This window comes from Streptomyces sp. NPDC048361, assembly GCF_040651795.1.
Classification (GTDB): domain Bacteria; phylum Actinomycetota; class Actinomycetes; order Streptomycetales; family Streptomycetaceae; genus Streptomyces.
Window position 1 is genome coordinate 62,824 of sequence record NZ_JBEZKW010000031.1, and the last position, 24,010, is coordinate 86,833.

Sequence of the window (24,010 nt, forward strand, 5' to 3'; positions counted from 1 at the left end):
GACGCGGCGCGGACCTCGCGCGCGGGTGCCGCCCCGGTGGCCCGGGGCGGCGCCGCCGGGTTACTCCGTGCCGTCGGACGCGCCGGCCCGCTGGAGTTCGTGGCTGAGCTCTTCGAGCTCGCTGCCGCCCGCCATCTGGCGGGTGAGCTCGTCCAGGGTGATCTCCGAACGGAGATGGCTGCCGGTCATCGAGCCGCGCTTGAGGAGCACGAAACGGTCGCCGACGAGGTAGGCGTGGTGCGGGTTGTGCGTGATGAGAACCACGCCGAGTCCCGCGTCGCGGGCCGCCGCCACGTACTTCAGGACGACTCCGGACTGCTTGACGCCGAGGGCCGCGGTCGGCTCGTCGAGCACCAGGACCTTGGCGCCGAAGTGGACCGCGCGCGCGATGGCGACGCACTGGCGCTCGCCGCCGGACAGGGTGCCGATCGGCTGGTCGACGTCGCGCAGGTCGATGCCCATGCGCAGCAGCTCCGCATGGGTGGTGCGGCGCATGGTCTCCACGTCGAGGCGCTTGAAGGGACCCTTGCCCTTGGTGGGTTCGGAGCCGAGGAAGAAGTTGCGCCAGACCGGCATGAGCGGGACCACGGCCAGGTCCTGGTAGACGGTGGCGATGCCCCGGTCGAGGGCCTCGCGCGGGTTGGCGAGCGAGACGTCCTCGCCGTCGATGCGGAAGGCACCGGCGTCATGCCGGTGCAGACCGGCGATGATCTTGATGAGGGTGGACTTGCCCGCGCCGTTGTCTCCCAGGACACAGGTGATCTCGCCCGCGTGCACCTCCAGGGTGACCCCTTCGAGGGCGCGGATGTTGCCGTAGTACTTACTGACGTCGTCAAGCTCGACGAAGGCGGTACGCCCCGCCGCGTCGTCCGGCGTCGGCTGTGTCTGGCCGGGGTTGGTCGTCATGCTGTCGCCTCCGCCCGCTTGCGCACCCACGCGTTGAGCAGGGTGGCGAGCAGGAGCATCGCTCCGAGGAAGAACTTGAACCAGTCCGGGTTCCACTCCGCGTACACGATGCCCTTGCTGGTCATGCCGAAGATGAACGCGCCGACGGCGGAGCCGATCGCCGAGCCGTAGCCGCCGGTGATCAGACAGCCGCCGATGACGGCCGCGATGATGTAGATCAGCTCGTTGCCGACACCTTCGCCCGACTGCACCACGTCGTACGAGAACAGCAGGTGCTGGCCGGAGATCCACGCCGCGAAGCCGACGCCCATGTAGAGGCCGATCTTCGTCTTGAAGACCGGGACGCCGACCGCGCGGGCGGCGTCCGCCCCGCCGCCGACAGCGAAGATCCAGTTGCCGAAGCGGGTTCGCAGCAGGATCCACGTGGCGACCGCGACCAGCACGAACCACCACAGGATGGTGACCTTCAGGTCGACGGAGCCGATGCTCAGCTGGGAGGCGAAGAGCTTCTTCGCCGATGCGAAGCCCTGCATGTCGGAGATGGACTTCGTCGAGACCGTGCCGCTGATCAGCTTGGTGAAGCCGAGGTTGAGGCCGGTCAGCATCAGGAACGTGCCCAGCGTGATGATGAAGCTGGGAAGTTTGGTGCGGGTCAGCATGAAGCCGTTGAACGCGCCGATGGCGACGGTGACGAGCAGGGAGACGGCGACGCCCACCCACACGTTCGCCGTCATCTGGTAGCTGAACATCGACGAGACGAGCGCCGACGTCGTCACCAGGACGCCCGCCGACAGGTCGAACTCGCCGCCGATCATGAGCAGCGCCACCGGCACCGCCATGATGCCGATCGTGGAGGCCGCGTACAGGACGGTCGAGAGGCTGGAGGGCCGCAGGAAGCTGTCGGCGACGATGGCGAAGAAGAGGAAGACGGCGGCGGCGCCGACCACCGAGCCGAGCTCGGGGCGACCGAGCAGCTTGCGCCAGACGGAGCGCCGCAGCAGCCGTTCGTCCCCGCCCAGTTGTGTGGCGGTCATCGGGTCCCCCGCTTCGTGTACGCCTCCAGCTTGGCGGCCTCGTCCTTCGTGACGATCTGGGGTCCGGTCAGCACCGGAAGCCCGCCGCCGAGCACATCGGCGTTGTACTTGTAGAGCCAGAGCAGGTCCACGGCCTCGTATCCCTGGAGGTAGGGCTGCTGGTCGACGGCGAAGCCGAGCCTGCCGGCCTCCAGGGAGGCGGCCACCGCGGGGTTCAGGTCGAACGTGTCGATCTCGGCGGAGCTGCCGGCCGACTCCTTGGCCTTGACCGCGGTGTCCGCGAAGGGCGCGCCGAGGGTGACCACGGCGTCGATGGACGGGTCGGCCTGGAGCTTCGCCTCGATGGAGGACTGCACGTCGGGCATGTTGGTACCGGTGACGTAGAGGTTCTGGACCTCGCCCTTGAACGTCTCCTTGGTGCCCGCGCAGCGCTGCTCGTGGCCGACGTTGCCCTGCTCGTGCAGGACGCAGAGCGCCTTCTTCTTGCCCCGCTTGGTGAGCTCGTCGCCGACGGCCTTGCCCGCGATGGTCTCGTCCTGGCCGATGTGGGTGAGTGCGCCGAACTCCTTGGACTTCTCCGAGCCCGAGTTCACGGTGATCACCGGGATGCCGGCCTTCTCGGCCTTGGCCACGACGTCCTTGAGGGCGTCCGGCTTCGCGAGGGTGACGATGAGCCCGTCGACCTTCTGGTCGATCGCGGCCTGTACGAACTGCGCCTGCTGCTGGCCCTGGTCGCTGTGCGAGTACAGGAAGTCGATGTTGTCCTTGACGGCGGCCTGCTTGGCGCCGCTCTGCACGATGTCCCAGAACGTGTCGCCGTCGCCCGAGTGGGTGACCATCGCGATCTTCCAGCGGGGCGTGTTCACCGCGGCCCTGCCCTGGGCCTGCGCGGACTTGCGCGCGTCTTCGGCGCGCTTGCCGCCGGTGCTGCTGCACCCCGCCAAGGAGGCCCCGAGCACCGCTGCCAGCACCGCGCCCATGACGCGTACCCCTGTCCGAACCCTTGCCACGACGCCGTGCCCTTCTTGCTGTACCACCGGGTGCCGCCGGGGCTGGTTCAGCCCTGCCCCGGCCGCCCAAGTATGGGTCACGCCGGGTCCCCGGGGGATCATCGGGTACCGCGGGCGGTGTACTTCTCCAGCGTCGGCACGTCCTTCTCGGTGACGATCGCGGGCCCGGTCAGGACCGGCCTGCCGCCGCCGATCACATCCCCGTTGGTCTTGTTCAGCCACAGTTCGTCGACGGCGAGATAGCCCTGGAGGTAGGGCTGCTGGTCGACCGCGAAGCCGATCTGATGGGCCTTGAACTGTTTGAGCACAGCGGCGTTGAGGTCGAAGGTGTCGATCTCGGCCGAGCTTTTCGCGTCGCCCTTGGCCTGGACCGCGTCCGCCGCCATGGGGGCGCCGAGCGTGACGACGGTGTCGATGTCGTTCGACGACTGGAGCTTGGCCTCGATGGACGAGGTGGAGGCGGGCGTGTTGGTGCCGTCGACATTGAGGTTCTCGACGCTGCCCTTGAACGTTTCCCTAACCCCCGCACAGCGCTGTTCGAGCGAGACGTTCCCCTGCTCGTGGATGACGCAGAGGGCCTTCTTCCTGCCTCGCTTGGTGAGCTCGTCGCCGACGGCCTGGCCCGCGACGCTCTCGTCCTGGCCGATGTGGCCGAGCGCGCCGAGGGCCTTCGAGGAGTCGGCGCCGGAGTTGATGGTGACCACCGGTATCCCGGCGGCGACGGCCTTCTTGACGACGTCCGCGACCGCTTCGGGTTTGGCGAGCGTGACGATGAGACCGTCGACCTTCTGGTCGATGGCGGCCTGGATCAGCTGGGCCTGCTGCTGCCCTTCCTTGTTGGCCGAGTACAGGAAGTCGACGTTGTCCTTGACGGCCGCCTGTTTCGCGCCGCTCTGCACGATGTCCCAGAACGTGTCGCCCTCGCCCGAGTGGGTCACCATGGCGATCTTGAGGCGTGGGGTGGTCACGGCCGAGCCCCCGCCCGGCGATCCGGACCCTTTGTCCTCGGAGCCCTTGCCCCCGGAGCTGCTGCATCCGCCCAGCGCGAGCGCGAGCCCCAGTGCGGTGACCGCCGAGAGCGCCGTGGTTGCCGTGCGGGGAATGCGCATGAGGTCCGCCTTCTGTCCCGGCCGCCCGGTTGCGGCCGTTGAGTTCTAGCGGCGGCGCCACGACGCCGTCAATACTTTGTCCGAACATTCTTACGCCGCCGGTCCGAGAGCGTGCCCGTCCGTGTCTCGGGGGACGGGCTCAGGGGCGTACGAGGAGCTGGAACTCGAAGGAGTAGCGCGAGGCCCGGTAGAGGTGCGAGCCGAACTCGACGGGCCGGCCGGTGTCGTCGAACGTGGTGCGCTCCATGGTGAGCAGCGGCGCGCCGGCGGCCTCCGCGAGCAGGGCCGCCTCCTGCGCGGTGGCGGCCCGCGCCCCCACGGTCTGGCGCGCGCTGTGCAGGGTGATGCCCGCGCCCCGCATCAGCCGGTAGAGCCCGGTGCCCTCCAGGTACGCCGTCTCCAACGGCAGCAGGCCGGGCGGCAGGTGGTTGCGCAGCCGTGCCATGGGCTCGCCGTGTGCGTACCTGAGCCGCTCCACCAGATGGACGTCGCTGCCCTCGGCGACCCCGAGCGCGGCCGCGACCTCGGCGCCGGCCGGCTCGACGGTGTTGCGGAGCACGGTGGTGGCGGGCTTCTGGCCGGCCGCCTCCAGGTCGTCGTAGAGGCTGCTCAGTTCGAGCGGGCGCTTGACCTGACTGTGTACGACCTGGGTGCCCACTCCCCGGCGGCGCACCAGGAGCCCCTTGTCGACCAGGGCCTGGATGGCCTGGCGGACAGTGGGCCGGGACAGGCCGAGCCGCTGCGCCAGGTCGATCTCGTTGCCGAGGAGGCTGCCGGGCGTCAGGGTGCCCTTCTCGATGGCCGCCTCCAGCTGCTGCGACAGCTGGAAGTAGAGCGGGACCGGGCTGGTGCGGTCCACGCTGAGCTGGAGCGGGTGGGAGAAGTCCGCCATGGGTCTTGGCTGCTTGGGCACGCGGTGAGCGTAGTGCGCCGGGGTTGTTGACGGGAAGTCGTGAAGTCCGGTTGTCAGGACAAACTCTTGACAGGACGCCGTGCCGCGGCCACGGTGTGGCCATGCGTATCGCAGTGATCGGAACGGGACGGATCGGCGCTTTTCACTCGGGCATCCTCGCCCGGCATCCGCGGATCGACGAGGTGGTGGTCGCGGACGCCGACCCGGCGCGGGCCGCCGAGGTCGCCGCGCTGACCGGCGCGACCGCGGTGACCACGGTGCCGGAGGCGTTCGCCGGCGTCGACGCGGTGGTGATCGCCTCGGCGACCGCCGCCCACGCCGGGCTCATCGCGACCGCCGCGGACGCGGGGCTGCCCGCCTTCTGCGAGAAACCGATCGCCCTGAACGTGCCGGGAACCCTGGCGGCGCTCGGTGCGGTCGAGGCGGCGGGCACCGAGCTGCAGATCGGGTTCATGCGCCGCTTCGACGCGGGGTACGCCCGCGCCCGCGACCTGGTGCACTCGGGGCGGCTCGGCCGGCTGCACACCGTACGGGCGGTGACCTCGGACCCGGCGCCGCCGCCCGCCGCGTATCTGCCGCTGTCCGGCGGGCTCTACCGCGACTGCCTGGTCCACGACTTCGACATCGTGCGCTGGGTGACGGGCCGCGAGGTGCGCGCGGTGTACGCCACGGGCTCGGACGCCGGGCCCGCGATGTTCCGCGCCGCCGCCGACATCGACACCGCTGCCGCCGTCCTCACCCTGGACGACGGCACCCTGGTGACCGCCACGGCCACCCGCTGCAACGGCGCCGGCTACGACGTACGGCTCGAACTGGCCGGAGAACGCGACCAGTTCGCGGTGGGACTCGACGACCGCACACCCCTGACCTCGACGGAGCCACACGGCCCGGGCCGCCCCGAGAAACCGTGGACGGGCTTCCTTGAGCGCTTCGCCCCCGCCTACGAGGCGGAGCTCGACGCCTTCGTCCGCCTTGTGCGGGGCGAGGCCGCCAACCCGTGCGACGGCCGGGACGCCCTGCACGCGCTGCGCATCGCCGAGGCGTGCGAGGTGTCGCGCCGGGAGCGGCGGGTCGTGGAGGTCGCGGAGATCCCGGGCGACTGAGCCACCTGCGACGCGGAGATCCCGGGCGACTGAGCCACCAGCGTCGGGGAGATTCGGGGCGCCTGGCGCCGGCGGCGCGGAGATCCCGGAGGACCGAGTTACCAGCGCACCGGCAGGCGCTCCGGGCCGCGGATCAGCAGGCCGGTGCGCCAGCGGAGGGCCGCCGGATGGATGTCGAGGGCCAGGTCGGGGCAGCGGTCGAGCAGGGTGCGTACCGCGACGCGGGCTTCGAGGCGGGCCAGCGGTGCGCCCAGGCAGTAATGGATGCCGTGCCCGAAGGCGAGGTGGCCGCGCGCGTCGCGACGGATGTCGAACCGGTCGGGATCCGCGAAGCGCGCCGGGTCACGGTCGGCGTCGGCGAGCGCCACGAGGACGACTTCGCCGCCGCCGGGGATCAGCGTTCCGGCGACCTCCACGGGATCCGTGGTGAAGCGGTACGTGGGTGTCTCGACCGGTCCGTCGTAGCGCAGCATCTCCTCGACCGCGTTGTCGATGAGGCCGTCGAAGTCGGCGCGTAGCGCGGCCAGTTGATCCGGGTGGCCGAGCAGCGCCAGCATGCCGTTGGAGATGAGGTTGACGGTGGTCTCGTGGCCTGCGACCAGGAGCAGCCAGGCCATGCCGAGGAGTTCGTCCTGGGACAGCCGGTCGCCGCCCTCCTCGTCGGCGGTGTGGATCAGCGCGCTGATGAGGTCGTCGCCGGGGCTCGTGCGCTTCTCCGCCAGGAGGTGGGTCAGATACTCGGTGACCGCCTTGGCGGCGGTGAGCCGGTCGTCGAGCAGGGGCGAGGCGAGGGAGGCGTTGGACCAGCGGCGGAAGGATTCCCGGTCGAGGGTGGGCACGCCGATCAGCTCGCAGATGACGGTGATCGGCAGCGGGAAGGCCAGCGCCTCCACGAGGTCGGCCCGGCGCTCCGGGGCGGCGAGCATCGCATCGACGAGCCCGTCGGTCATCTCCTGGACACGCGGACCGAGTTCCTCCACGCGGCGCGGCGTGAAGTGGCGGGTCACCAGACGGCGGAGCCGGGTGTGGGCGGGTGCGTCGGAGCTGAGCATGGTGGAGCCGGCGGAGACCTGCCGCACCCCGGAGCCGGGCGCCGCGTTGCGCCACTCCTTGGACAGCCGGTCGTCGGCGAGGACGGCCCGCCCGGCCTCGTACCCCACGACGAGCCAGGCGTCGGCGCCCTCGGGCATCCGTATGCGGTGGACGGGGCCCTGGGCCCGCAGCTCCGCGTAGAGGGGGTAGGGGTCGCGGGTGAAGTCCTCACCCAGCGCGGCGAGATCGACTACGACGTCTCGGGTCAACGCGTGCCCCTTCCGGGCCGATGGGGTGAACACGGCGGACGATACGGCGCCCCGCGCGAACCCGCACGGCCTTTGCGCTCCCCGTGCGCGGCAGGGTGCGGTGGCCGGGGTGCGCGGCAGGGTGCCGTGGCCTCGGTGCGCGGCACAGTGCGGTGGCCGGGGTGTGCGGCAGGGTGCAGGGCCGCGGTGTGCGGCCTCGTTCTTGGCCGGCCCGCCCCCCGTCTCCCCCTCGGCCTGCGGGACTTCTACCCTGGTGGGAGCAAGGGAGGCAAGGTGCTGAAGCGTTGGTGGTTCATGGAGCGGCTGCGCCCCACCGCGCCCGAGCAGCGGAGCGGGGAGCTCTCCAAGGAGCGGCAGCAGCTCGTCCTCGACGAGTGGGCCGCGGCCCGCGAGCGGCTCGACCGGCTGGTGTCGACGCGGGTTACGGCCGTGGGTGACGTCCTACGGACGGCCGAACTGCCGTCTGCAGGCGGCTTGTTGGGGCCTTCGGCCTCCGACCCGCTAGCGGAGGCCGACTGCACCTGGGCCTTCGACGCCTATCAGGCAGCGGGCAAGCTGATCGACGAGGCGGCCGATCTGCCCGACCTCGCGGCCGCCGCCGTTCTCGCCGACCGCGCCCTCGAACGGTTCGCGGCGGTCCACGCCCGGGCCGCCGGGCAGCCGGTTGCCAAGGCCACCCGGCGCTGCTTCTACAACCCGCTGCACGAGGCGGCCGAGGACGCCCACTCCCCCGTACGCAAACAGCACCGGCAGCGGGCCAGGCGGCGCACCGGGCCGCGGGAGGCGGCGGCGGACCGGCGGCCTGCCTGCCCGTCGTGCCGCCGGGCGATCCTGGCCGGGCAGGCGCCGGACGTCCTGCCCGCGCTCGTCCCGGTGAAGCTGTCGCGACTGCGCACGGCCCGGGTCCTCGTGCCGTACTACTCGGTGCCGCAGCAGTGGTCCCTGTGGTCGCTCTGTGTCTGTGGGGCGTACGGCGACGAGTGGCCCTCGCTGGTGCTGCGCGGCGAGCACCGCAAGCGGGCGGCGGCCGCACGCAAGGCCTGAGTCACCGGCGCACGGGAGTTACTGCCACACGGGAGCCACCGGCGCACGGGCGTAACCGGCGCACGGGTGCCGCCGACGTACGGGTGCCACCGGCACGCGGGAATCACCGGCACGCGGGCGTCACCAGCGCACCGGCAGATGACGCACCCCGCGGATCAGCATGCCGGGAAGCCACTCCAACTCCCCCGTTTCTGTTGCCAGTTGGAGGTCCGGTGCGCGCTCCAGGAGCTTGCGGACCGCGATCCGGCCCTCCATGCGGGCCAGTGGGGCGCCGAGGCAGAAGTGGATGCCGTGGCCGAAGGCGAGGTGGCTCTGCGGGGTGCGGCGGATGTCGAAGCGGTCCGGATCGTCGTACCGCAGCGGGTCGCGTCCGGCGGAGGCGAGCGCCACCAGGACGGGTGCGGCCGCCGGGATGAGGGCGTCGCCGATCCGGACGGGCTCGCGGGCGAACCGGTACGTGGCGGTCTCGACCGGGCCCTCGTAGCGGAGCATCTCCTCGATGGCGCCGTCGATGAGGCCGTCGAAGTCGGAGCGCAGCGCGGCGAGTTGATCCGGGTGGCTCAGGAGGGCCCGTACGCCGTTGGAGATGAGGTTGACGGTCGTCTCGTGGCCCGCGACGAGGAGCAGGAAGGCCATGCCGATGAGCTCGTCGGGAGAGAGCTGGTCGTCGTCCTCGTCGCCCGCGCGGATCAGGGCGCTCAGGAGGTCGTCGGCGGGGCCCCCGGCGCGCTTGGCCTCGATCAGACCAGCCAGGTAGCCGCCGATCTCGCGGACGGCGGCTTCTCCTCCGTCGTCCGTGGGCGGTGCGACCGCCTGGTTGGACAGCACGCGGAAGGCCTCGCGGTCAAGGTCGGGCACGCCGATGAGTTCGCTGATGACGGTCATGGGCAGCGGGAAGGCGAGCGAGTCGACCAGGTCGGCGGTGCGGCCGGGGGTGGCCAGCATCGCGTCGAGGAGCCGGTCGGTGACGTCCTGGACGCGGGGGCGCAGCGCCTCGATGCGGCGCGGGGTGAACTCCCGCGCCACCAGCTTGCGCAGCCGGGTGTGCTGCGGCGGATCGGTCTCCAGCATGTTGGCGCCGGCCGGCAGGTCGACGCGGTCCTCGTCGGCGAGACCGCGCCAGTCCTTGGCGAGGCGGGGGTCGGCGAGCGCGGCCCGCGCCTCCTGGTGACCGACGATCAGCCAGACGTCGGTGCCGGTCACCGGCGTGCGGACCAGATGGACCGGGCCCGCGGCGCGGAGTTTGGCGTACATCGGATAGGGGTCGGCGTTGAATTCCTCGGCGTGCTCGCTCAGACCGACAACCGGCATGGGCCGCCCTCCGTTCGGTTCCGCTCAGCCTACGTCGCCGTCCGGGGCGTCGAGGAGTCCGGCGTCATGCACCAACAGGGCGATCTGCACACGGTTGTTGAGGCCGAGTTTGGCCAGCACGCGCGAGACATGGGTCTTCACCGTGGGCACGCTCAGATACAGCCGGGCGGAGATCTCGGCGTTGGAGTGGCCCCGGCCGACCGCGACGGCGACCTCCCGTTCGCGCTCGGCGAGCAGCGCGATGCGCGCGCGGGCGCGGGTGGTCCGGTCGCCGGGAGCGGCGGCGCCCGACACCTGGGCCATGAGTTGGCGCATGACGGCGGCCGAGAGGACGGGGTCGCCGTGTGCGACGCGCCGGACGGCGGCGACGATCTCGGCGGGCGGGGTGTCCTTGAGGACGAACCCGGCGGCTCCGGCGCGCAGCGCCCGCATCACCTGGTCGTCGGCGTGGAACGTGGTGAGGACGACGACTTCGGGCGCGTCGGGGCGGGCGCGCAGCGTCTCGGTGGCGGTGAGGCCGTCGACGTGGGGCATGCGGATGTCCATGAGGACGACGTCCGGCCGCAGTTCCAGGACGAGTTGCTCGATCCCGGCGCCGTCGGAGGCCTCGCCGACGATCTCGATGTCCTCGGCGCCGCCGAGCATGAGGGCGAGGCCCGCGCGGACCAGGGGGTCGTCGTCGACGATGAGCAGGCGGATGGTCATGACGGCCACGGTAGCCAGGCCACGACCGTGAAGGAGCCGTCGGGCCCGGGGCCGTGGCCGAGGCGGCCGCCGGCGAGCGTGGCGCGCTCGGTGAGGCCGATGAGCCCCTGCCCGGATCCGGGCACGGCGGGCACCGGACCCGGGGGCGCGGGGTTGCGCACCTCGACGGTGAGCCCGTCGCCGGGGCAGCCGGTGACCGTGACGGTGACCTCGGCGCCGGGCGCGTGCTTGCGGGCGTTGGTGAGGGCCTCCTGGGCGATGCGGTAGGCGTTGCGTCCGGTGGCGGCGGGCACGCCGGAGGCGTCCGGGATGCGGCTGTCGAGGACGACCTTCATGCCGGCCTCGCGGGACTCGGCGACGAGCGCGTCGAGGGTGGCGAGGGTCGGCTGGGGCCGGTCGTCGGCGCCCTCGCCCGGGCTGCGCAGCACCCCGATGATCTGGCGCAGGTCCTGAAGCGCCTCGTGTGCGCTGTCCCGGATGACGCCGGCGGCCCGTGCGACCTCGGCGGGTGGCGCATCGGGCCGGAATTCGAGGGCTCCCGCGTGCACGGCGAGCAGGGTGAGCCGGTGGGCGAGCACGTCGTGCATCTCGCGCGCGATGGCCTCGCGGGCCAGCCGCTGCGCGTTTTCGGCCCGCAGCGCCGCCTCGGCCTCGGCCCGGGCGGCCCGCTCGCGCAGCGCCACGACGAGCTGGCGCCGGGAGCGTACGAGCATGCCCCAGCCGGTGACGAGCAGGACGAGCACCGTGCCCGCGACGGCGTTGGCGAGCAGGCTGGTCGTGGGGTCGGGGCGCAGCACCGGCTGGAACACCGAGCTGATCACGGCGGCGCCGCCCACCGCCAGCACGACCGGCTTGAACGGCCGGTGCACGGCGAGGCTGAACAGGGCGACCAGGAACGCGCCGGACGCGACCGGGGCCACCAGCGACACCGCGACCAGGACCACCGCGAGCGCCACCGGCCGGCGCCGTCGCAGCCAGACCGCGCAGCAGGCGGCGGCGCCGACCACCTGGTCGAGCAGGAGCAGGGTGTCGGAGTAGCCGGGCGTCTTGTCGAGCGTGTCCGCGGTGACCAGCCCGATCAGCGCGGCAGCGGCGAAGACACACAGGTCGACGATCCAGTCGCGTACGGTACGGCGCGGCCGGGCGCGGTCGCCGGGCAGCTCGGGGTCGGCCACCGCGGAGGGCAGCAGCCAGCGGAACTCCGGTCCTGCACGTGTCATGCCGGCCAAGGTACGCAGCCCACGGGCCCGGCGGTGCGGTGTGGGCGCGGCCCGCTACCAAAGTCGCGGAGCCGAAGACTTTGGACGCGGTGACGGTGGACCGGTGACCGACGCGGCGGACCGCGCGGGTGGCCAAGGCTCGGGGCATGAGGAAATGCTTGGAGGTCGCCGGGGTCGTGCTGCTGCTCCAGGGTGTTGGAGGGCTGCTGCACGAGTGGACCGGCTGGTTCAGCCTGTGGACCCTGGTGCACCGCTCCGGCGCGCTGGCCGGCCATGAGGTCTTCGCGAGCATCGTGCTCGCCGTGGCGGGCGTGGCGGTGCTGATCGCGTCGGAGCGCGCGGCGAAGAAGTAGCGGTGATTCCTGACGGCGGCGTGGGTTCAGGTGACGGCGTGGGCACAGGCAGCGGCGCGGGTTCAGGCGGCGGCTCGGCGGCCCCAGCTGGTGCCGGCGAGGACCAGGACGGCGCCCAACAGGCCGAGCAGGCCGAGCCGTTCGCCGCCGAGCGCGATGCCGGCGGCCGCGGCCCACAGCGGTTCGGTGCCGAGCAGGAGGCTGACGCGGGAGGGCGAGGTGCGGCGCACCGCCCACATCTGCACGAAGAACGCGAAGAGCGTGCAGAACACGGACAGGAAGAGCAGGCCACCCCACTCGCGTGCGCCGAATCCGGCGGCGACCGTCCAGGGCGCGGGACCGGCGCCGGGGGCGGCGGCGAGGACCGCGAACACCGCGACGGCGCCGCCCAGTTGGACGGTGGTCAGAGAGAGCGCGTCGGCGCTCTGCACGGACTTGACGCGGGCCATCAGCAGGACGTGCGCGGTACGGGCCAGGGCGGCCAGCAGCATCAGGAGATCGCCTGTCGACGGGGCGGTGAACCCCCCGCCCTGGGTGAGCAGGACCACGCCCGCGACCGAGAGGGCCGCCGCCGCGAGGAAGGCGCGCGGGGGCCTGACCCGGGTGACGGCGGCCTCGGCGAGCGGGGTGAAGATCATGGTGAGGCTGATGATGAGCCCGGCGTTCGTCGCCGAGGTGTGCACGACGCCGTACGTCTCCAGGAGGAAGATCCCGCTGAGGACGAGGCCGAGCAGGCCCGCGCCACGCCATTGGGCCCGGGTCAGGGACCGCAGCCCGCGCCATCCGGCCACCGCGAGCACCGGTACGACGAGGGCGAAGCGGAGCACCAGGACCGCGGTCACGGTGCGGGCGGTGGTGATGTCCTTGGCGGCGAGGTAACTGGCGCCCCATACGACGGCCACCAGGAGGACCGGCAGGTCGGTGAGCCAGGCACGGCGCGGGGCGAGCCCCGCGGAGGGTACGGCGATCGACGTCACGGACGCGGTCTCCAGGGCGGCGAGCGGTGTGGAGACGTCGGCGGCTCACACGGGGACGATCACCGTACCGGCACGCCGCCGGAGCGTGAAGGGCCGTTCCACTCCCCGAGCCTTCCTCAGGGTCCCGGGGCGGCCATTCCCGCGCCGGTCCTCTCGGGGCAGACCGCACGCGGTAGCGGATCTCGTCGGCAAACGCGGCGCGTCACCCGGCATGTGTCGAGAAGAGCCCGCCCGTGGGGCCCTGCTTGTCGCCGCCCTGGGCCTTCCTGAGGGCGTTGGCCAGGCCTTCGATGGTGAGGGACTGGAGGATGACCCGGCCGTCGCCCTCCAGGGTGGCGAGCGAGAGGCCCTCGCCGCCGAAGACGGCGTTCATCAGGCCCTGGCGGTTGAGCCCGCCGATGCGCTGGACGCCGTACTGGATGCCCTCCTCGAAGGCGACGATGCAGCCGGTGTCGACCTCGATGCGGCCGCCGAAGTCGGCGGGGTTGAGGTCGATGAAGTTGCCGGCGCCGCAGATGATGACGGTTCCGGTGCCGGTGAACTTCTCCAGGATGAAGCCCTCGCCGCCCGCCATGCCGCTGCGGCCGCCCTGGAAGGCGATGCCGAACTCGACGGTGGACTCGGCGGCCACGAAGGCGTCCTTCTCGGCGAACCAGGCGCGGTTGCCGGTGAGTTCAAGGGCGCGCATCTCACCGGGCAGCACACCCGCGAAGCCTACGGTGCCCTCTCCGCCGGTGGAGGTGAAGTACTGGAAGGCGAGCGACTCCCCCGCGAGTGCGCGCTGGCCGACCTGCATGGCGGTGCCCATGGCCTGGCGCAGCATGCCGCCCATGCCGCCGCCCTGGGCCGCCTGGCCGCTGCCGCCGCGGTCGGGCCCGGACAGCCGGGTCTCCATGGACACGTTGGCCGTCTTGAAGAGGAACTTCCCGGCCTCGCAGTAGACGGTCTGGCCGGGGCCGAGGTTCACGACGGCCATCTGCATGGCGTTGCCGACGATCTCTTGCTTGAGGGTCACGGCCGGTCTCCTGTCGTGTGCGGGCAGCTGGTGCGAGAGCCACGCTACGACACCGCCCGGGTCCCGCTACGGGCCCCGCGCCCCTCCCCCTCCCGGGGCTCCGCCCCAGACCCCGCTCCTCAAAGGCCGGAGTCCGAGCCAGGGGGCCTCCGCAGGGCCGGCGCGGCGACTTCAAGTAGACCCGGAGGGTCTCGGGAAGGGGCGGGGTGGGGAAACACAAACAACGCGAGGCACCCCGGTGCTGTCGGGTCGGGGTGCCTCGCGTTGGCGGGCGGGTGTCGTGCCGCCCTGCTCTGGGGGAACGGGTGCGATCAGTCGCCCCGCTCAAGGGAACGGGTGCAATTAGTCGCCCCGCTAAGGGAACGGGTTCGATCGGTCACGCCCCACGGGGGAACGGGCGGGTTCGGACGCCCGGCCCCCCGGTGGGACGGACGTCAGCCGCCCAGTTCCTGATGGCGGGCGGTCAGGCGCGCCGCGCCCTCCTGCGTCAGGGAGCCGAAGAGGCGCAGGCGCGAGATGCCGCCGTCGGGGAAGATGTCGATCCGCACGTGCGTGCCGATGGCCGGCGCGTCCAGGACGAAGCGGTGGTTGGTGTCGGGCTGCAAGCGCGTGCGCGGCAGCGCCTCCACCCACTCGCCCGACTCCCCGTCGCGCACCGAAAGCGCCGCCCAGCCCGCCGAGTTGCCCTTCAGATACGCCGTGTCTATCTCGACCGCGCGGATCTCGGACTGTGCCGCCAGCTGGTAGCGGATCCAGTCGTTGCCCTTGTCGCGGCGGCGCCGGGTCTCCCAGCCGTCGTCCATCTTGCGGGAGCGTCCCGGCTGGATGGTGTTGGTGGCGGGCGAGTAGAAGCGGTCGGAGGCGTCCTCGACCTGGCCGCCGTTCTCCAGCGCCGTGAGGTCGAACGTGCCGAGCACGGCCAGCCAGCGGGGGTCGGGCGCGACCTCTCCGTACACGCGCAGGCGGGCCACGCCGCCGTCCGGGTGCTGGTTGAGCCGCAGGTGCGTGAAGCGCTGCTCGACGTCGACCGCGAAGCCGTTGGCCGCGTGGCCGCCAACCGCCGTACGGGGTACGAGAGTTGTCCACTTGACGTCCGGGGTGAGCAGCTCGTCGGGGGACGGGGAGCCCGGTACCGACGCACCCTCGACCGAGACGGCCTGCGGGTAGTTGCCGCGGAAGTGGGCGGTGTCGACGATGATCCCGCGGATGACGCCGGGCGCGCCCAGGCGGATGAGGGCCCAGTCGTGGTCCTCGTCGGTGGGGTGCGGCTGCTCGGCCGAGACGCCGCGGCGGCGCCGGGTCTCCCAGCCGTCCATGATCTTGCCCTTGTGCCCGAAGTGCTCGGGGTCGAACTCGGCGGCCTCGGGCTTGAGGAGGTTCTCGCGCTCGGCGAAGAACTCGTCGTTCGCGGCGATCACGCCCGCGCCGAGGCGCCGGTCGGCGAGGTCGGCGTACTGGGTGAAGGCGAAGTCGGCGCTGCGGTAGTCCGCGTACGGGTCGCCGCCGCCGAAGGGGCTGGCGTCACCGGTGAAGGAAGGCAGGGTGCTCACGGTGTCAGTTGTTCCTTTCGAGCAGGCGGCCGGTGGGCTCGGCGATGACGCCGTCGTGCTGGATGCGCTCGCCGCGCAGCCAGGTCGACTTGACGACACCGTGCAGCGTCTTGCCCGCGTAGGCGGTGACGCGGTTGCGGTGCTGGAGTTCGGCCGGGTCCACGGTGAAGGTCGCGTCGGGGTCGAGCACCGCGAAGTCGGCGTCGCGGCCGGCCTCGATGGCGCCCTTCTGGGTGAGCCCGACGAGGTCCGCGGTCGCGGTCGACATCCAGCGGACCACGTCCTCCAGGGTGTGGCCGCGCTTGCGGGCCTCGGTCCAGATGGCGGGGAGGCTGAGCTGGAGCCCGGAGATGCCGCCCCACGCGGTGGCGAAGTCGTCGGTCTTGAGGTCGGCGGTGGACGGCGAGTGGTCGGTGACGACGCAGTCGATGGTGCCGTCGGCGAGCGCCGCCCACAGCAGGTCGCGGTTGGCGTCCTCGCGGATCGGCGGGCAGCACTTGAACTCGCTCGCCCCGTCCGGGACTTCCTCGGCCGTGAGGGTGAGGTAGTGCGGGCAGGTCTCGACGGTGAGGCGTACGCCGTCGCGCTTGGCGGCGGCGATCAGGGGCAGCGCGTCGGCGGAGGACAGGTGCAGTACGTGGACGCGGCCGCCGATCCGCTTGGCGGCGGCGATCAGGCCCTCGATCGCGGCGTTCTCGGAGACCTTGGGCCGGGTCTGGAGGTAGTCGGCGTACTTGGGGCCGGTGAGGTGCGGGGCCGCGTCGAGCTCGTGCGGGTCCTCGGCATGGATGATCATCAGGCCGTCGAACCCGGCGATCTCGGCGAGCGAGCGCTCCAGCTGTGCCTGGTCGAGCTCGGGGAACTCCTCGACGCCGGACGGCGAGAGGAACGCCTTGAAGCCGAAGACGCCGGCCTCGTGCAGCGGCGCGAGGTCCTTGACGTTGTCGGGCAGCGCGCCGCCCCAGAACCCGGTGTCGATGTGCGCCTTGCTCGCGGCGACCTCCTGCTTGATCCGCAGGTTCTCGACCGTGGTGGTCGGCGGCAGCGAGTTGAGCGGCATGTCGACGAGCGTGGTGATACCGCCGGCGGCGGCCGCGCGAGTGGCGGTCCAGAAGCCCTCCCACTCGGTGCGGCCGGGATCGTTCACATGCACATGGGTGTCGACGATGCCGGGCAGCAGCACGTCGTCCCCGAAGTCCTCCAGGCGGGCTCCGGCCGGGACCTCGGCCTCGTACGGCAGTACGGCAGCGATCTTCCCGTCGGCGACGGCGACCGTCGCCGGGCGCGTCCCCTCGGGGGTGATGACGCGCGTCGAGCGCAGTACCAGGTTGACGTCGGACACCCGAGCCCCTCACTTCTTGCCGGCGGAGTCTTCCCCTTGTGGCGAATTTCTTCCGCCCACCGGAATTCAACGATCTGTTGAAGGAGTTTGCGCGCTGCCCGATGGAACCGTCAAGGGTGGCCGAGGCGTGACGGCCGACACGGGCAGGACTCTTGGAGGTTTCCACAGAATGGAATTAAGATTTCACCAAGCAGAATGTAGTTACCGCCACGGGGTGCCGCGCATGAACGGACAAACCCGCTCTGACCGGCAAGGACACCTGCCCTGTCCAGGGTAGGCCGGACAACCGCCCGATAGTCTGCTCCTTCGCCTGCCAGCACCGAAAGGAACGCGCCGTGCCGACGTCAAGCGCCAGCACCACCGACGCCTCCAAAGCCCCCGCCGCCAGCGGAGGAGTCCAGTCTCTCGAGCGCGCCTTCGATCTTCTCGAGCGGATGGCCGACGCCGGGGGCGAGGTCGGCCTCAGCGAGCTCTCCGCGAGCAGCGGCCTGCCCCTTCCGACCATCCACCGTCTGATGCGTACGCTCGTGGCCTGCGGCTACGTACGCCAGCAGGCCAACCGGCGCTACGCGCTCGGCCCCCGCCTGATACGGCTCGGCGAATCCGCGGCCCGGCTGCTCGGCACCTGGGCGCACCCGTATCTGACCCGCCTCGTCGAGGAGACCGGCGAGACAGCGAACATGGCGCTGCTCGACGGCGACGAGATCGTGTACGTGGCGCAGGTGCCGTCCAAGCACTCCATGCGGATGTTCACCGAGGTCGGCCGCCGGGTGCTGCCGCACTCCACGGGCGTGGGCAAGGCGCTGCTCGCGTACACCCCGCCGGAGGAGGTCCGCGCGCTGCTCGCCCGTACCGGCATGCCGGCCGCGACGGAGAAGACGATCACCACGGCGGACGGTTTCCTCGACGCCCTTGAGCAGGTCAGGCGCGCCGGGTACGCGGTCGACGACAACGAGCAGGAGATAGGGGTCCGCTGCCTCGCGGTGTCGGTGCCCAACTCCCCCACCGCGGCGGCCATTTCGATCTCGGGCCCGGCCGGCCGGGTCACCGAGGCGGCCACCGACCGGATCGTGCCGATCCTCCAGGGCATCGCCGAGGAGCTCTCGACGGCGCTGGCGAACACGGGCACCCAGACCTGAGCCGCCCCGGGCCGCGCACGCCCGGCGCCGGCGCCCGAAAACCCCGGAGGTGTACGACACCGCCCGGGGTTTCGCGCGTCCGGGGCCGGTGGCAGGCCTCGGTCAGCCCGCCGGCGTGCGGGCCGCGCCGAGGCGCCCGTCGGTCATGGTCACCACGGTGTCCATCCGGTCCAGATGGGCGCGGTCGTGGGTGACCAGGACGGTGGCCGTGCCGCGGTCGCGGGCGAGGGTGAGCAGGAGGTCGAGGATCGCGGCGCCCCGCTCGTGGTCGAGGGCGCTGGTCGGCTCGTCGACCAGGAGCACGGCGGGCTCGTTCATCAGGGCGCGGGCGATGTTGATCCGCTGGCGCTGGCCCCCGGAGAGCTGGTGGGGGCGGCGGTGGGCCTGCCCGTCGAGTCCGACGGAGGCCAGCAGATCCAGGGCGCGGGCGCGTGTCTCCCGCGGACGGCGGCCCGAGAGATGCGCCATCACCTGGAGCTGTTCGGCGGCCGTGAGCGCGGGCAGCAGGTTCGGCTGCTGGAAGACGATGCCGATGGAGGCGCGGCGCAGCGCCGCCTTCTCGGCCGGGGTGAGCGCCGAGGTGTCGGTCCCCGCCACCACGACCCGTCCGCTGTCCGGCGTGACGAGGGTCGCCGCGACCGCGAGCAGGCTGGACTTGCCGGAGCCGGAGGGCCCCGCGCAGGCCGTCACCGTGCCGGCCGCGACGGACAGCGAGACCTGGTCGAGCGCGGTGAGGCGGCCCTCGCCGTCCGGGTAGGTCAGGGTGACGCCGTCGAGGAGGAGGGGCGGGGTGGTAAGCGAGGTCATCGGGCACTCCCGAGCGCGGTCAGCGGGTCGACGGCGGTGATGCGCCGGATGGACAGGGCTGCGCCGATCACGCCGAGGACGATCAGCACGGCGGCCGGGCCGAGCGTGGTGGCGGGGTCGAGCACGAAGGGCACGGCGCCGCCGACGAGGGAGCCGGCGAGCGAGGCGAGCCCGGCCCCCAGGAGCGTGCCCGTCGTCAGCATCACGACGGCCTGGCCGAGCGCGTCCTTCAGGAGGTACGGCGTGGAGGCGCCGAGCGCCTTCAGGACCGCGATGTCGCCGCTGCGCTGAATCGTCCACACGGTGAAGAACGCGCCGACGACCAGCGCCGAGATGACGAAGAGGAAGCCGCGCATCAGCTGGAGCGAGCCGTTCTCGGCCTGGTAGGAGGGGAGCGCCGAGAGCGCGTCGGACAGCGTGAGGCTCGTGGTGCCGAGCGCCTTGTCGGTGGCGGCGAGGTCGGCGCCGTCTTCGAGGCTGAGCGCGACCACGGTCGCGGGCGCGTCGGCCGCGAGCGCCGTCCACACGACGGGGGTGTGGCTGTAGGAGTCGTCGCCCTCGACCGCCGTCACGCTCAGCCTGCGGCCGCCCAGCGTGAGGGTGTCGCCCCGCTTCGCTTGGAGGTCGTCGGCCGCGGTACGGGACAGGACGACGGAGCCCGCACGCACCGCGGCCGGGGCCAGCTCCGAACCGGGCCGCACCGCGAAGGAGGACACCGCGGCCGTGCGCCCGCCGGCCGTGGCGTTCAGGGTGGAGACGGCGAGCGGCTGCGCCTCGCGCACCCCGGGCGCCTGCTGCCACTGGTGCCAAGTACCGCTCGGCACCACGGAGTTGGTGAAGGAGGCCGACTGTCCGGACGGTGGCGCGGCGAAGGCGAGCCGGTCGGCGGGCAGGGCACTGACGGCCGAGGTGTTGTCCCGCGCCAGGCCGGCGGTGAGCCCGGACAACAGCCCCACCAGCAGGGTGATGAGCACGACGACCGTACCCATCAGCGCGAACCGGCCCTTGGCGAACCGGAGGTCTCTCCATGCGACGAACATGGCCCCAACCCTGCTCGCCGGCGCCCCGTCGGCGCATCGCGCGCGGGCATGCTCCGAGGTATCGAAGGATGCATCCGCACATCAAACTTTCGGTTGACCGGGCGAGCCCACCCGGCCCGTACGCTGGAAGGCCTATGGATTCCGCACGCCCCCACACCCCCGTCGCCGCCCTGCTGCGCCTGTGTCTGCACACGCTGCTCGGCGGGCTGCTCGCGCTCGCCGCGGTCCGGGCCACCGGCGACGGCGCGCCGCACGCGTGGGCCGTCGCCGGGGCGGTGGCCGTCATGGCCGCGGTGTACGCGGTGGGAGTCGCCCTGCCCGCCGTGCGGCCCAGGACCCCGGCGGCCGCGGTGTGGCTGGGGGCGCTCGGCGCGGCCTGGCTCGTGCTGCTCGTCCTCTCTCCCGACGCCCTGTGGGCCGCCTTCCCGCTCTACTTCCTGCTGCTCCACCTGCTGGCGCTGCGCTGGGCGCTGCCCGCCGTGCTCACGGCGGCGGGCGCGGCCATCGCGGGTTTCCTGCTCCACGGACAGCAGGTCACACCGGGCGCCTTCATAGGGCCGCTGATCGGCGCGGCGGTCGCCGTCGCCACCGTGCTCGGGTACGACGCGCTGTACCGCGAGAGCGAGCGGCGCCGTGAACTCATCGACGAGCTGGTGGCGACGCGGGCCGAGCTCGCCGAGGCGGAGCGCACCGCCGGCACCCTGGCCGAGCGCGAGCGCCTGGCCCGCGAGATCCACGACACGCTCGCCCAGGGCCTGTCCTCGATCCAGCTGCTGCTGCGCGCCGCCGAGCGCGTGCTGCCCGCCGGTGATCCGGCCCGCGACCACGTCGAGCAGGCCCGCCGCGCGGCCCAGGACAACCTGGCCGAGGCGCGCCGTTTCGTGAAGGCGCTCACCCCGCCCGACCTGGAACAGGGCTCGCTCTCGGGTGCCCTGGAGCGCCTGTGCGCGGGGGCGCCGGGCCCGGCCGTGCAGTTCGGCGTGAGCGGCACCCCGGTGGAGCTGCCGACCCCGTACGAGGTGGCCCTGCTGCGCGTCGCCCAGTCGGCGCTCGCCAACACGGTGCAGCACGCGGACGCCGGCCGGGCCGAGATCACCCTCAGCTTCATGGACACCTCGGTCGCCCTGGATGTCGTCGACGACGGCTGCGGATTCGATCCGGGGCGGCGGCGTGCGAAGGGCACCGGCGGTTTCGGGCTTCCCGCGATGCGCTCACGCGCCCAGTCGCTCGGCGGCACGCTGAGCGTGGAGTCGGCGCCGGGTCAGGGCACGGCCGTCGCGATCACCCTGCCGTTGCCGGTGGCGCTGCCGGTGGCGGGTGCACGGTGAGCGCGGCGCCCATCCGGCTGCTGCTCGCCGACGACCACCCCATCGTGCGGGCCGGGCTGCGCGCGGTCCTCGACACCGAGCCCGGCTTCGCGGTGACCGGTGAGGCCGCGACCGCCGAGCGCGCGGTGGAGCTGGCCGCGTCCGACGCGTACGACGTCGTCCTGATGGACCTTCAGTTCGGGGCCGGGATGCACGGCGCCGAGGCCACCGCGCGGATCACGGGCCGGCCGGGCGCCCCGCGTGTCCTGGTCCTCACCACGTACGACACGGACGCGGACATCCTCGCTGCGGTGGAGGCGGGCGCGGCGGGCTATCTGCTCAAGGACGCGCCGCCCGAGGAGCTGGCGTCGGCGGTCCGCACCGCGGCATCGGGCCAGTCGGCGCTCGCGCCGGCCGTCGCACACCGGCTCATGGACCGGATGCGCACGCCCGCCGAGGCACTGACCCGGCGCGAGCTGGAGGTGCTCCAACTCGTCGGCGACGGGCTCTCCAACCAGCAGATCAGCAAGCAGCTCTTCCTGAGCCAGGCCACCGTCAAGTCCCATCTGGTGCATATCTACGCGAAGTTGGGGGTGGACTCGCGCACTTCGGCGGTCGCCGCCGCGAGCGCGCGCCGTCTTATCCGCCAACCGGGCTGAATGCTCCCATCCGTATCGACGGCCACCCGCACGGCCGGGACGACGGGGCCCGCGATCCGTCATGCTGCTGGCATGTTCCCGGCGTGAACCGGACCGTGTGGAGGCCCTCATGCCCCAGACCTGCCGCCAGTACTGGTGGAACCTGCAAGGGCGGTGCAGGCTCAACTTCAACTGGGCCGCCATCAACCACGACTCGACGGTCGTGGTGACCGCGTCCGAGTACAGCGTGGACGGCAACGACCCACGGCACAGCCCGCGCTTCGCCGGCGGGGCGACCATCACCGTCGAGAACATCAGCCCGCACGCGCCACCGTACGACCCCAACCACGGCGTCACCTTCGTGGTCAACGTCGACTGGGGCTCGCCCCTGCACATCGTCACCGACATCACGGTCCTCGACGGGCCGCCGGTCGACATCGAGTACCAGAACGGCTGAGGGGGCCCGATGCCACGCACCGTGCGCCAGTACTGGCACGGCCTCAGCGGCCGTACCGTACTGAACTTCAACTGGAACGAGATCGACCACGACTCGACGGTCTGGGTCACCGTGTCCGAGTACTCCCCCAACGCGTCCGACCTCAAGCACAGCCCGCGCTTCGTGGGCGACGCCAACGTGCGGGTGGGCAACATCAGCCCGCACTCGCCGCCCTACGACCCCAACCACGGCGTGACCTTCGTGGTCACCGTCGACTGGGGCGCGCCCTTGAACGTCGTCACCGACATCACGATCCTCGACACCAAGCCCGACTACCGTCTCTGGGACTACCAGCGCCTGGCGTTCAACATGCAGGCGCAGACACAGACCAACTGGTGCTGGGCGGCGGTCGCGACGAGTGTCGCGCTCTACTACAACGCGGCCAGCACCTGGACGCAGTGTCAGGTCGCCAACTCCCAGACGGGCCAGACCAATTGCTGCACAGCGGCCGGAGGGTCGGGCAACGCCTGCAACAGCCAGCAGCCGCTGGACAATCCGCTGAGCATCGTGGGCCACCTCAACCGGATGGTGGCCAACCGGGTCGACTTCGCCGAGGTGGAGAGCGAGATCAAGGCAGGGCGACCGCTGTGCATCCGGATCGGCTGGGCGGCGGGCGGCGGCCACTTCTGCACCGCGATCGGTGTCGACGCCCCGGCCGACCAGGCGATCGTCGCCGTGGACGACCCGATCTACGGTAAGTCCGACCAGGTGTACGCCACCCTCGCGACCAGCTACCAGGGCAGCGGGACCTGGACGCACAGCTACTACACGAGGGGCTAGGACCGGCCATGACACTCCAGTCACCACCGCCACCCGACCAGTCGCGCACGGCGGCCGAGGCCGGACTCCAGCTGCTGGCGGGCCTCGGCCGGGTGCGCACCGAGACGCTGCTCCCGGCAGCCCCGGCGGACCTGCGTCTCGCGGACCCGGTACAGATGTACACGCTCGCCCCCGGCCGACCGCTGGCCGAGGCGCAGCCAGTGGCGTGGCGCTACCTGGTCCGGCACGGCGACGAGCCGGTGGCACTCGCCGAGACCGTACGCGACCCGTCGGGCGAGCACGTCTTCAGCCAGCTCAACTACGGGCCGTTCGTGGCGGGCACGGCGGCGGCGCTCGATGCGGCGGGGGGCGCCGCCGGTGTCGCGGAGGGAGCGGGTGTCACCGAGGACGCCGGTGTTGCCGAGGTGCGGCTGCTGCATGTACCAGCGGTGCACCTGATCGCGGTGTGGCTGCACGGAAATGCGACGGACACGCTCATTCCGGCGGCGCCGGTGCCGCGGGGGGTGGACGCGGCCCAGCCCTACCCTGCGGCTGCCCTACTGGCCCTGGCAGCGGAGCTGGCCCCGCCCCCATTGCCCCCGGCGGACCCCCGAGGCGGCTGACCCTTCGGGCGCCGGCCCGAGTGCGAAGGCCAGGGCCCGGGGACGCACCCCCAACTGATCACGCAGGAACCGGCCTTGAGACGGGCGGGCCGTGGCGCGGCTCCTGGAGGCGCGGTTCCCATGCGCGGATGCCGCACCACGGCCACGTGATGTCCGTACCCCCGATCCGGAGCGTAATGAGCCGAACTCCCCACGTGGTTGGACATGCCAAACAGGTGGGTGCCCCGCGCCAACACCGCGGGGCACCCCCCAGGGTACTGATGTCGTGGCTGTGCCGGCCAACCAGCGGTACCAGCGGCCGCATCCGC

24 protein-coding genes are annotated in these 24,010 nt (G+C 72.2%); 9 read left to right on the plus strand and 15 right to left on the minus strand.

The window, feature by feature from the left end; genetic code table 11:
• Positions 1-60: 60 nt before the first annotated feature.
• The 5 genes from AB0D31_RS19365 to AB0D31_RS19385 all read right to left on the minus strand — a co-directional run bounded on the left by AB0D31_RS19365 (position 61) and on the right by AB0D31_RS19385 (position 4,951).
• On the minus strand, positions 61-906 hold the full coding sequence (locus tag AB0D31_RS19365) for an ATP-binding cassette domain-containing protein (RefSeq protein ID WP_362724316.1): 846 nt from the start codon (positions 904-906) through the stop codon (positions 61-63).
• On the minus strand, positions 903-1,940 hold the full coding sequence (locus AB0D31_RS19370) for an ABC transporter permease (protein WP_362724319.1): 1,038 nt from the start codon (positions 1,938-1,940) through the stop codon (positions 903-905). Before AB0D31_RS19370 ends, AB0D31_RS19365 begins: the two co-directional genes overlap by 4 nt.
• Entirely contained in the window at positions 1,937-2,920 is a 984-nt protein-coding gene (locus AB0D31_RS19375; RefSeq protein WP_362724322.1) for a sugar ABC transporter substrate-binding protein, read from the minus strand. The genes AB0D31_RS19370 and AB0D31_RS19375 overlap by 4 nt, the downstream gene beginning before the upstream one ends.
• Before the next feature lie 128 nt (positions 2,921-3,048).
• Complete coding sequence (locus AB0D31_RS19380) at positions 3,049-4,059, minus strand: substrate-binding domain-containing protein (protein WP_362724325.1); 1,011 nt, start codon at positions 4,057-4,059, stop codon at positions 3,049-3,051.
• A gap of 139 nt (positions 4,060-4,198) precedes the next feature.
• Positions 4,199-4,951 (minus strand): GntR family transcriptional regulator, encoded by a 753-nt coding sequence (locus tag AB0D31_RS19385; RefSeq protein WP_362724385.1) that lies wholly within the window; start codon positions 4,949-4,951, stop codon positions 4,199-4,201.
• A gap of 122 nt (positions 4,952-5,073) precedes the next feature.
• Here AB0D31_RS19385 and AB0D31_RS19390 point away from each other — a divergent pair, with 122 nt between their 5' ends.
• Positions 5,074-6,075, plus strand: coding sequence for a Gfo/Idh/MocA family oxidoreductase (locus tag AB0D31_RS19390; protein ID WP_362724328.1), 1,002 nt, complete (start codon positions 5,074-5,076; stop codon positions 6,073-6,075).
• A gap of 98 nt (positions 6,076-6,173) precedes the next feature.
• On the opposite strand, the gene AB0D31_RS19395 is transcribed toward AB0D31_RS19390, so the two are convergent.
• Positions 6,174-7,376 (minus strand): cytochrome P450, encoded by a 1,203-nt coding sequence (locus AB0D31_RS19395; RefSeq protein ID WP_362724330.1) that lies wholly within the window; start codon positions 7,374-7,376, stop codon positions 6,174-6,176.
• Between the two features lie 273 nt (positions 7,377-7,649).
• Here AB0D31_RS19395 and AB0D31_RS19400 point away from each other — a divergent pair, with 273 nt between their 5' ends.
• Positions 7,650-8,420, plus strand: coding sequence for a hypothetical protein (locus AB0D31_RS19400; RefSeq protein WP_362724333.1), 771 nt, complete (start codon positions 7,650-7,652; stop codon positions 8,418-8,420).
• Between the two features lie 120 nt (positions 8,421-8,540).
• On the opposite strand, the gene AB0D31_RS19405 is transcribed toward AB0D31_RS19400, so the two are convergent.
• From AB0D31_RS19405 to AB0D31_RS19415, 3 genes are read right to left on the minus strand one after another with little or no spacing between them, the layout of a single operon-like run.
• Positions 8,541-9,731: a cytochrome P450 gene (locus AB0D31_RS19405; protein ID WP_362724336.1), complete on the minus strand. Its 1,191-nt coding sequence runs from the start codon at positions 9,729-9,731 to the stop codon at positions 8,541-8,543.
• A gap of 24 nt (positions 9,732-9,755) precedes the next feature.
• Positions 9,756-10,436: a response regulator transcription factor gene (locus tag AB0D31_RS19410; protein WP_362724338.1), complete on the minus strand. Its 681-nt coding sequence runs from the start codon at positions 10,434-10,436 to the stop codon at positions 9,756-9,758.
• On the minus strand, positions 10,433-11,656 hold the full coding sequence (locus AB0D31_RS19415) for a histidine kinase (RefSeq protein ID WP_362724340.1): 1,224 nt from the start codon (positions 11,654-11,656) through the stop codon (positions 10,433-10,435). The genes AB0D31_RS19410 and AB0D31_RS19415 overlap by 4 nt, the downstream gene beginning before the upstream one ends.
• Positions 11,657-11,802: 146 nt before the next feature.
• Between AB0D31_RS19415 and AB0D31_RS19420 the strand changes: the two genes are divergently transcribed.
• A complete protein-coding gene (locus AB0D31_RS19420) occupies positions 11,803-12,009 on the plus strand; it encodes a hypothetical protein (protein WP_362724343.1) in 207 nt (68 codons plus the stop codon).
• Positions 12,010-12,071: 62 nt separating this feature from the next.
• On the opposite strand, the gene AB0D31_RS19425 is transcribed toward AB0D31_RS19420, so the two are convergent.
• From AB0D31_RS19425 to allB, 4 genes are all read right to left on the minus strand, one after another.
• Positions 12,072-12,986: a DMT family transporter gene (locus tag AB0D31_RS19425; RefSeq protein WP_362724345.1), complete on the minus strand. Its 915-nt coding sequence runs from the start codon at positions 12,984-12,986 to the stop codon at positions 12,072-12,074.
• 202 nt (positions 12,987-13,188) lie between these two features.
• Positions 13,189-14,001 (minus strand): AIM24 family protein, encoded by an 813-nt coding sequence (locus AB0D31_RS19430; protein WP_362724348.1) that lies wholly within the window; start codon positions 13,999-14,001, stop codon positions 13,189-13,191.
• A gap of 434 nt (positions 14,002-14,435) precedes the next feature.
• Positions 14,436-15,551, minus strand: coding sequence for an allantoicase (gene alc / locus AB0D31_RS19435; RefSeq protein WP_362724350.1), 1,116 nt, complete (start codon positions 15,549-15,551; stop codon positions 14,436-14,438).
• Between the two features lie 4 nt (positions 15,552-15,555).
• Positions 15,556-16,893 carry an allantoinase AllB gene (allB, locus tag AB0D31_RS19440; RefSeq protein ID WP_362724352.1) on the minus strand — a complete coding sequence of 446 codons (1,338 nt, stop codon included), beginning with the start codon at positions 16,891-16,893 and terminating at the stop codon, positions 15,556-15,558.
• Positions 16,894-17,228: 335 nt separating this feature from the next.
• Here allB and AB0D31_RS19445 point away from each other — a divergent pair, with 335 nt between their 5' ends.
• A complete protein-coding gene (locus AB0D31_RS19445) occupies positions 17,229-18,032 on the plus strand; it encodes an IclR family transcriptional regulator (protein ID WP_362724355.1) in 804 nt (267 codons plus the stop codon).
• A gap of 102 nt (positions 18,033-18,134) precedes the next feature.
• Here the strand turns inward: AB0D31_RS19445 and AB0D31_RS19450 are convergent, their stop codons facing one another.
• The gene (locus tag AB0D31_RS19450; protein ID WP_362724357.1) at positions 18,135-18,839 is read right to left on the minus strand and encodes an ABC transporter ATP-binding protein; all 705 of its coding nucleotides are present in this window, start codon (positions 18,837-18,839) and stop codon (positions 18,135-18,137) included.
• A complete protein-coding gene (locus AB0D31_RS19455; protein ID WP_362724360.1) occupies positions 18,836-19,879 on the minus strand; it encodes an ABC transporter permease in 1,044 nt (347 codons plus the stop codon). The genes AB0D31_RS19450 and AB0D31_RS19455 overlap by 4 nt, the downstream gene beginning before the upstream one ends.
• A gap of 134 nt (positions 19,880-20,013) precedes the next feature.
• On the opposite strand from AB0D31_RS19455, the gene AB0D31_RS19460 reads away from it, so the two are divergent.
• The 5 genes from AB0D31_RS19460 (at position 20,014) to AB0D31_RS19480 (ending at position 23,702) form a co-directional block, all read left to right on the plus strand.
• Positions 20,014-21,207, plus strand: coding sequence for a sensor histidine kinase (locus AB0D31_RS19460; RefSeq protein ID WP_362724362.1), 1,194 nt, complete (start codon positions 20,014-20,016; stop codon positions 21,205-21,207).
• Positions 21,204-21,845 carry a response regulator transcription factor gene (locus AB0D31_RS19465; protein WP_362724365.1) on the plus strand — a complete coding sequence of 214 codons (642 nt, stop codon included), beginning with the start codon at positions 21,204-21,206 and terminating at the stop codon, positions 21,843-21,845. The genes AB0D31_RS19460 and AB0D31_RS19465 overlap by 4 nt, the downstream gene beginning before the upstream one ends.
• Positions 21,846-21,954: 109 nt before the next feature.
• Positions 21,955-22,281 (plus strand): hypothetical protein, encoded by a 327-nt coding sequence (locus AB0D31_RS19470; protein ID WP_362724368.1) that lies wholly within the window; start codon positions 21,955-21,957, stop codon positions 22,279-22,281.
• Between the two features lie 9 nt (positions 22,282-22,290).
• Positions 22,291-23,100 (plus strand): papain-like cysteine protease family protein, encoded by an 810-nt coding sequence (locus AB0D31_RS19475; protein WP_362724371.1) that lies wholly within the window; start codon positions 22,291-22,293, stop codon positions 23,098-23,100.
• An 8-nt stretch (positions 23,101-23,108) separates the two neighbouring features.
• Positions 23,109-23,702 (plus strand): hypothetical protein, encoded by a 594-nt coding sequence (locus AB0D31_RS19480; RefSeq protein ID WP_362724374.1) that lies wholly within the window; start codon positions 23,109-23,111, stop codon positions 23,700-23,702.
• The last annotated feature ends 308 nt before the right edge of the window (positions 23,703-24,010 follow it).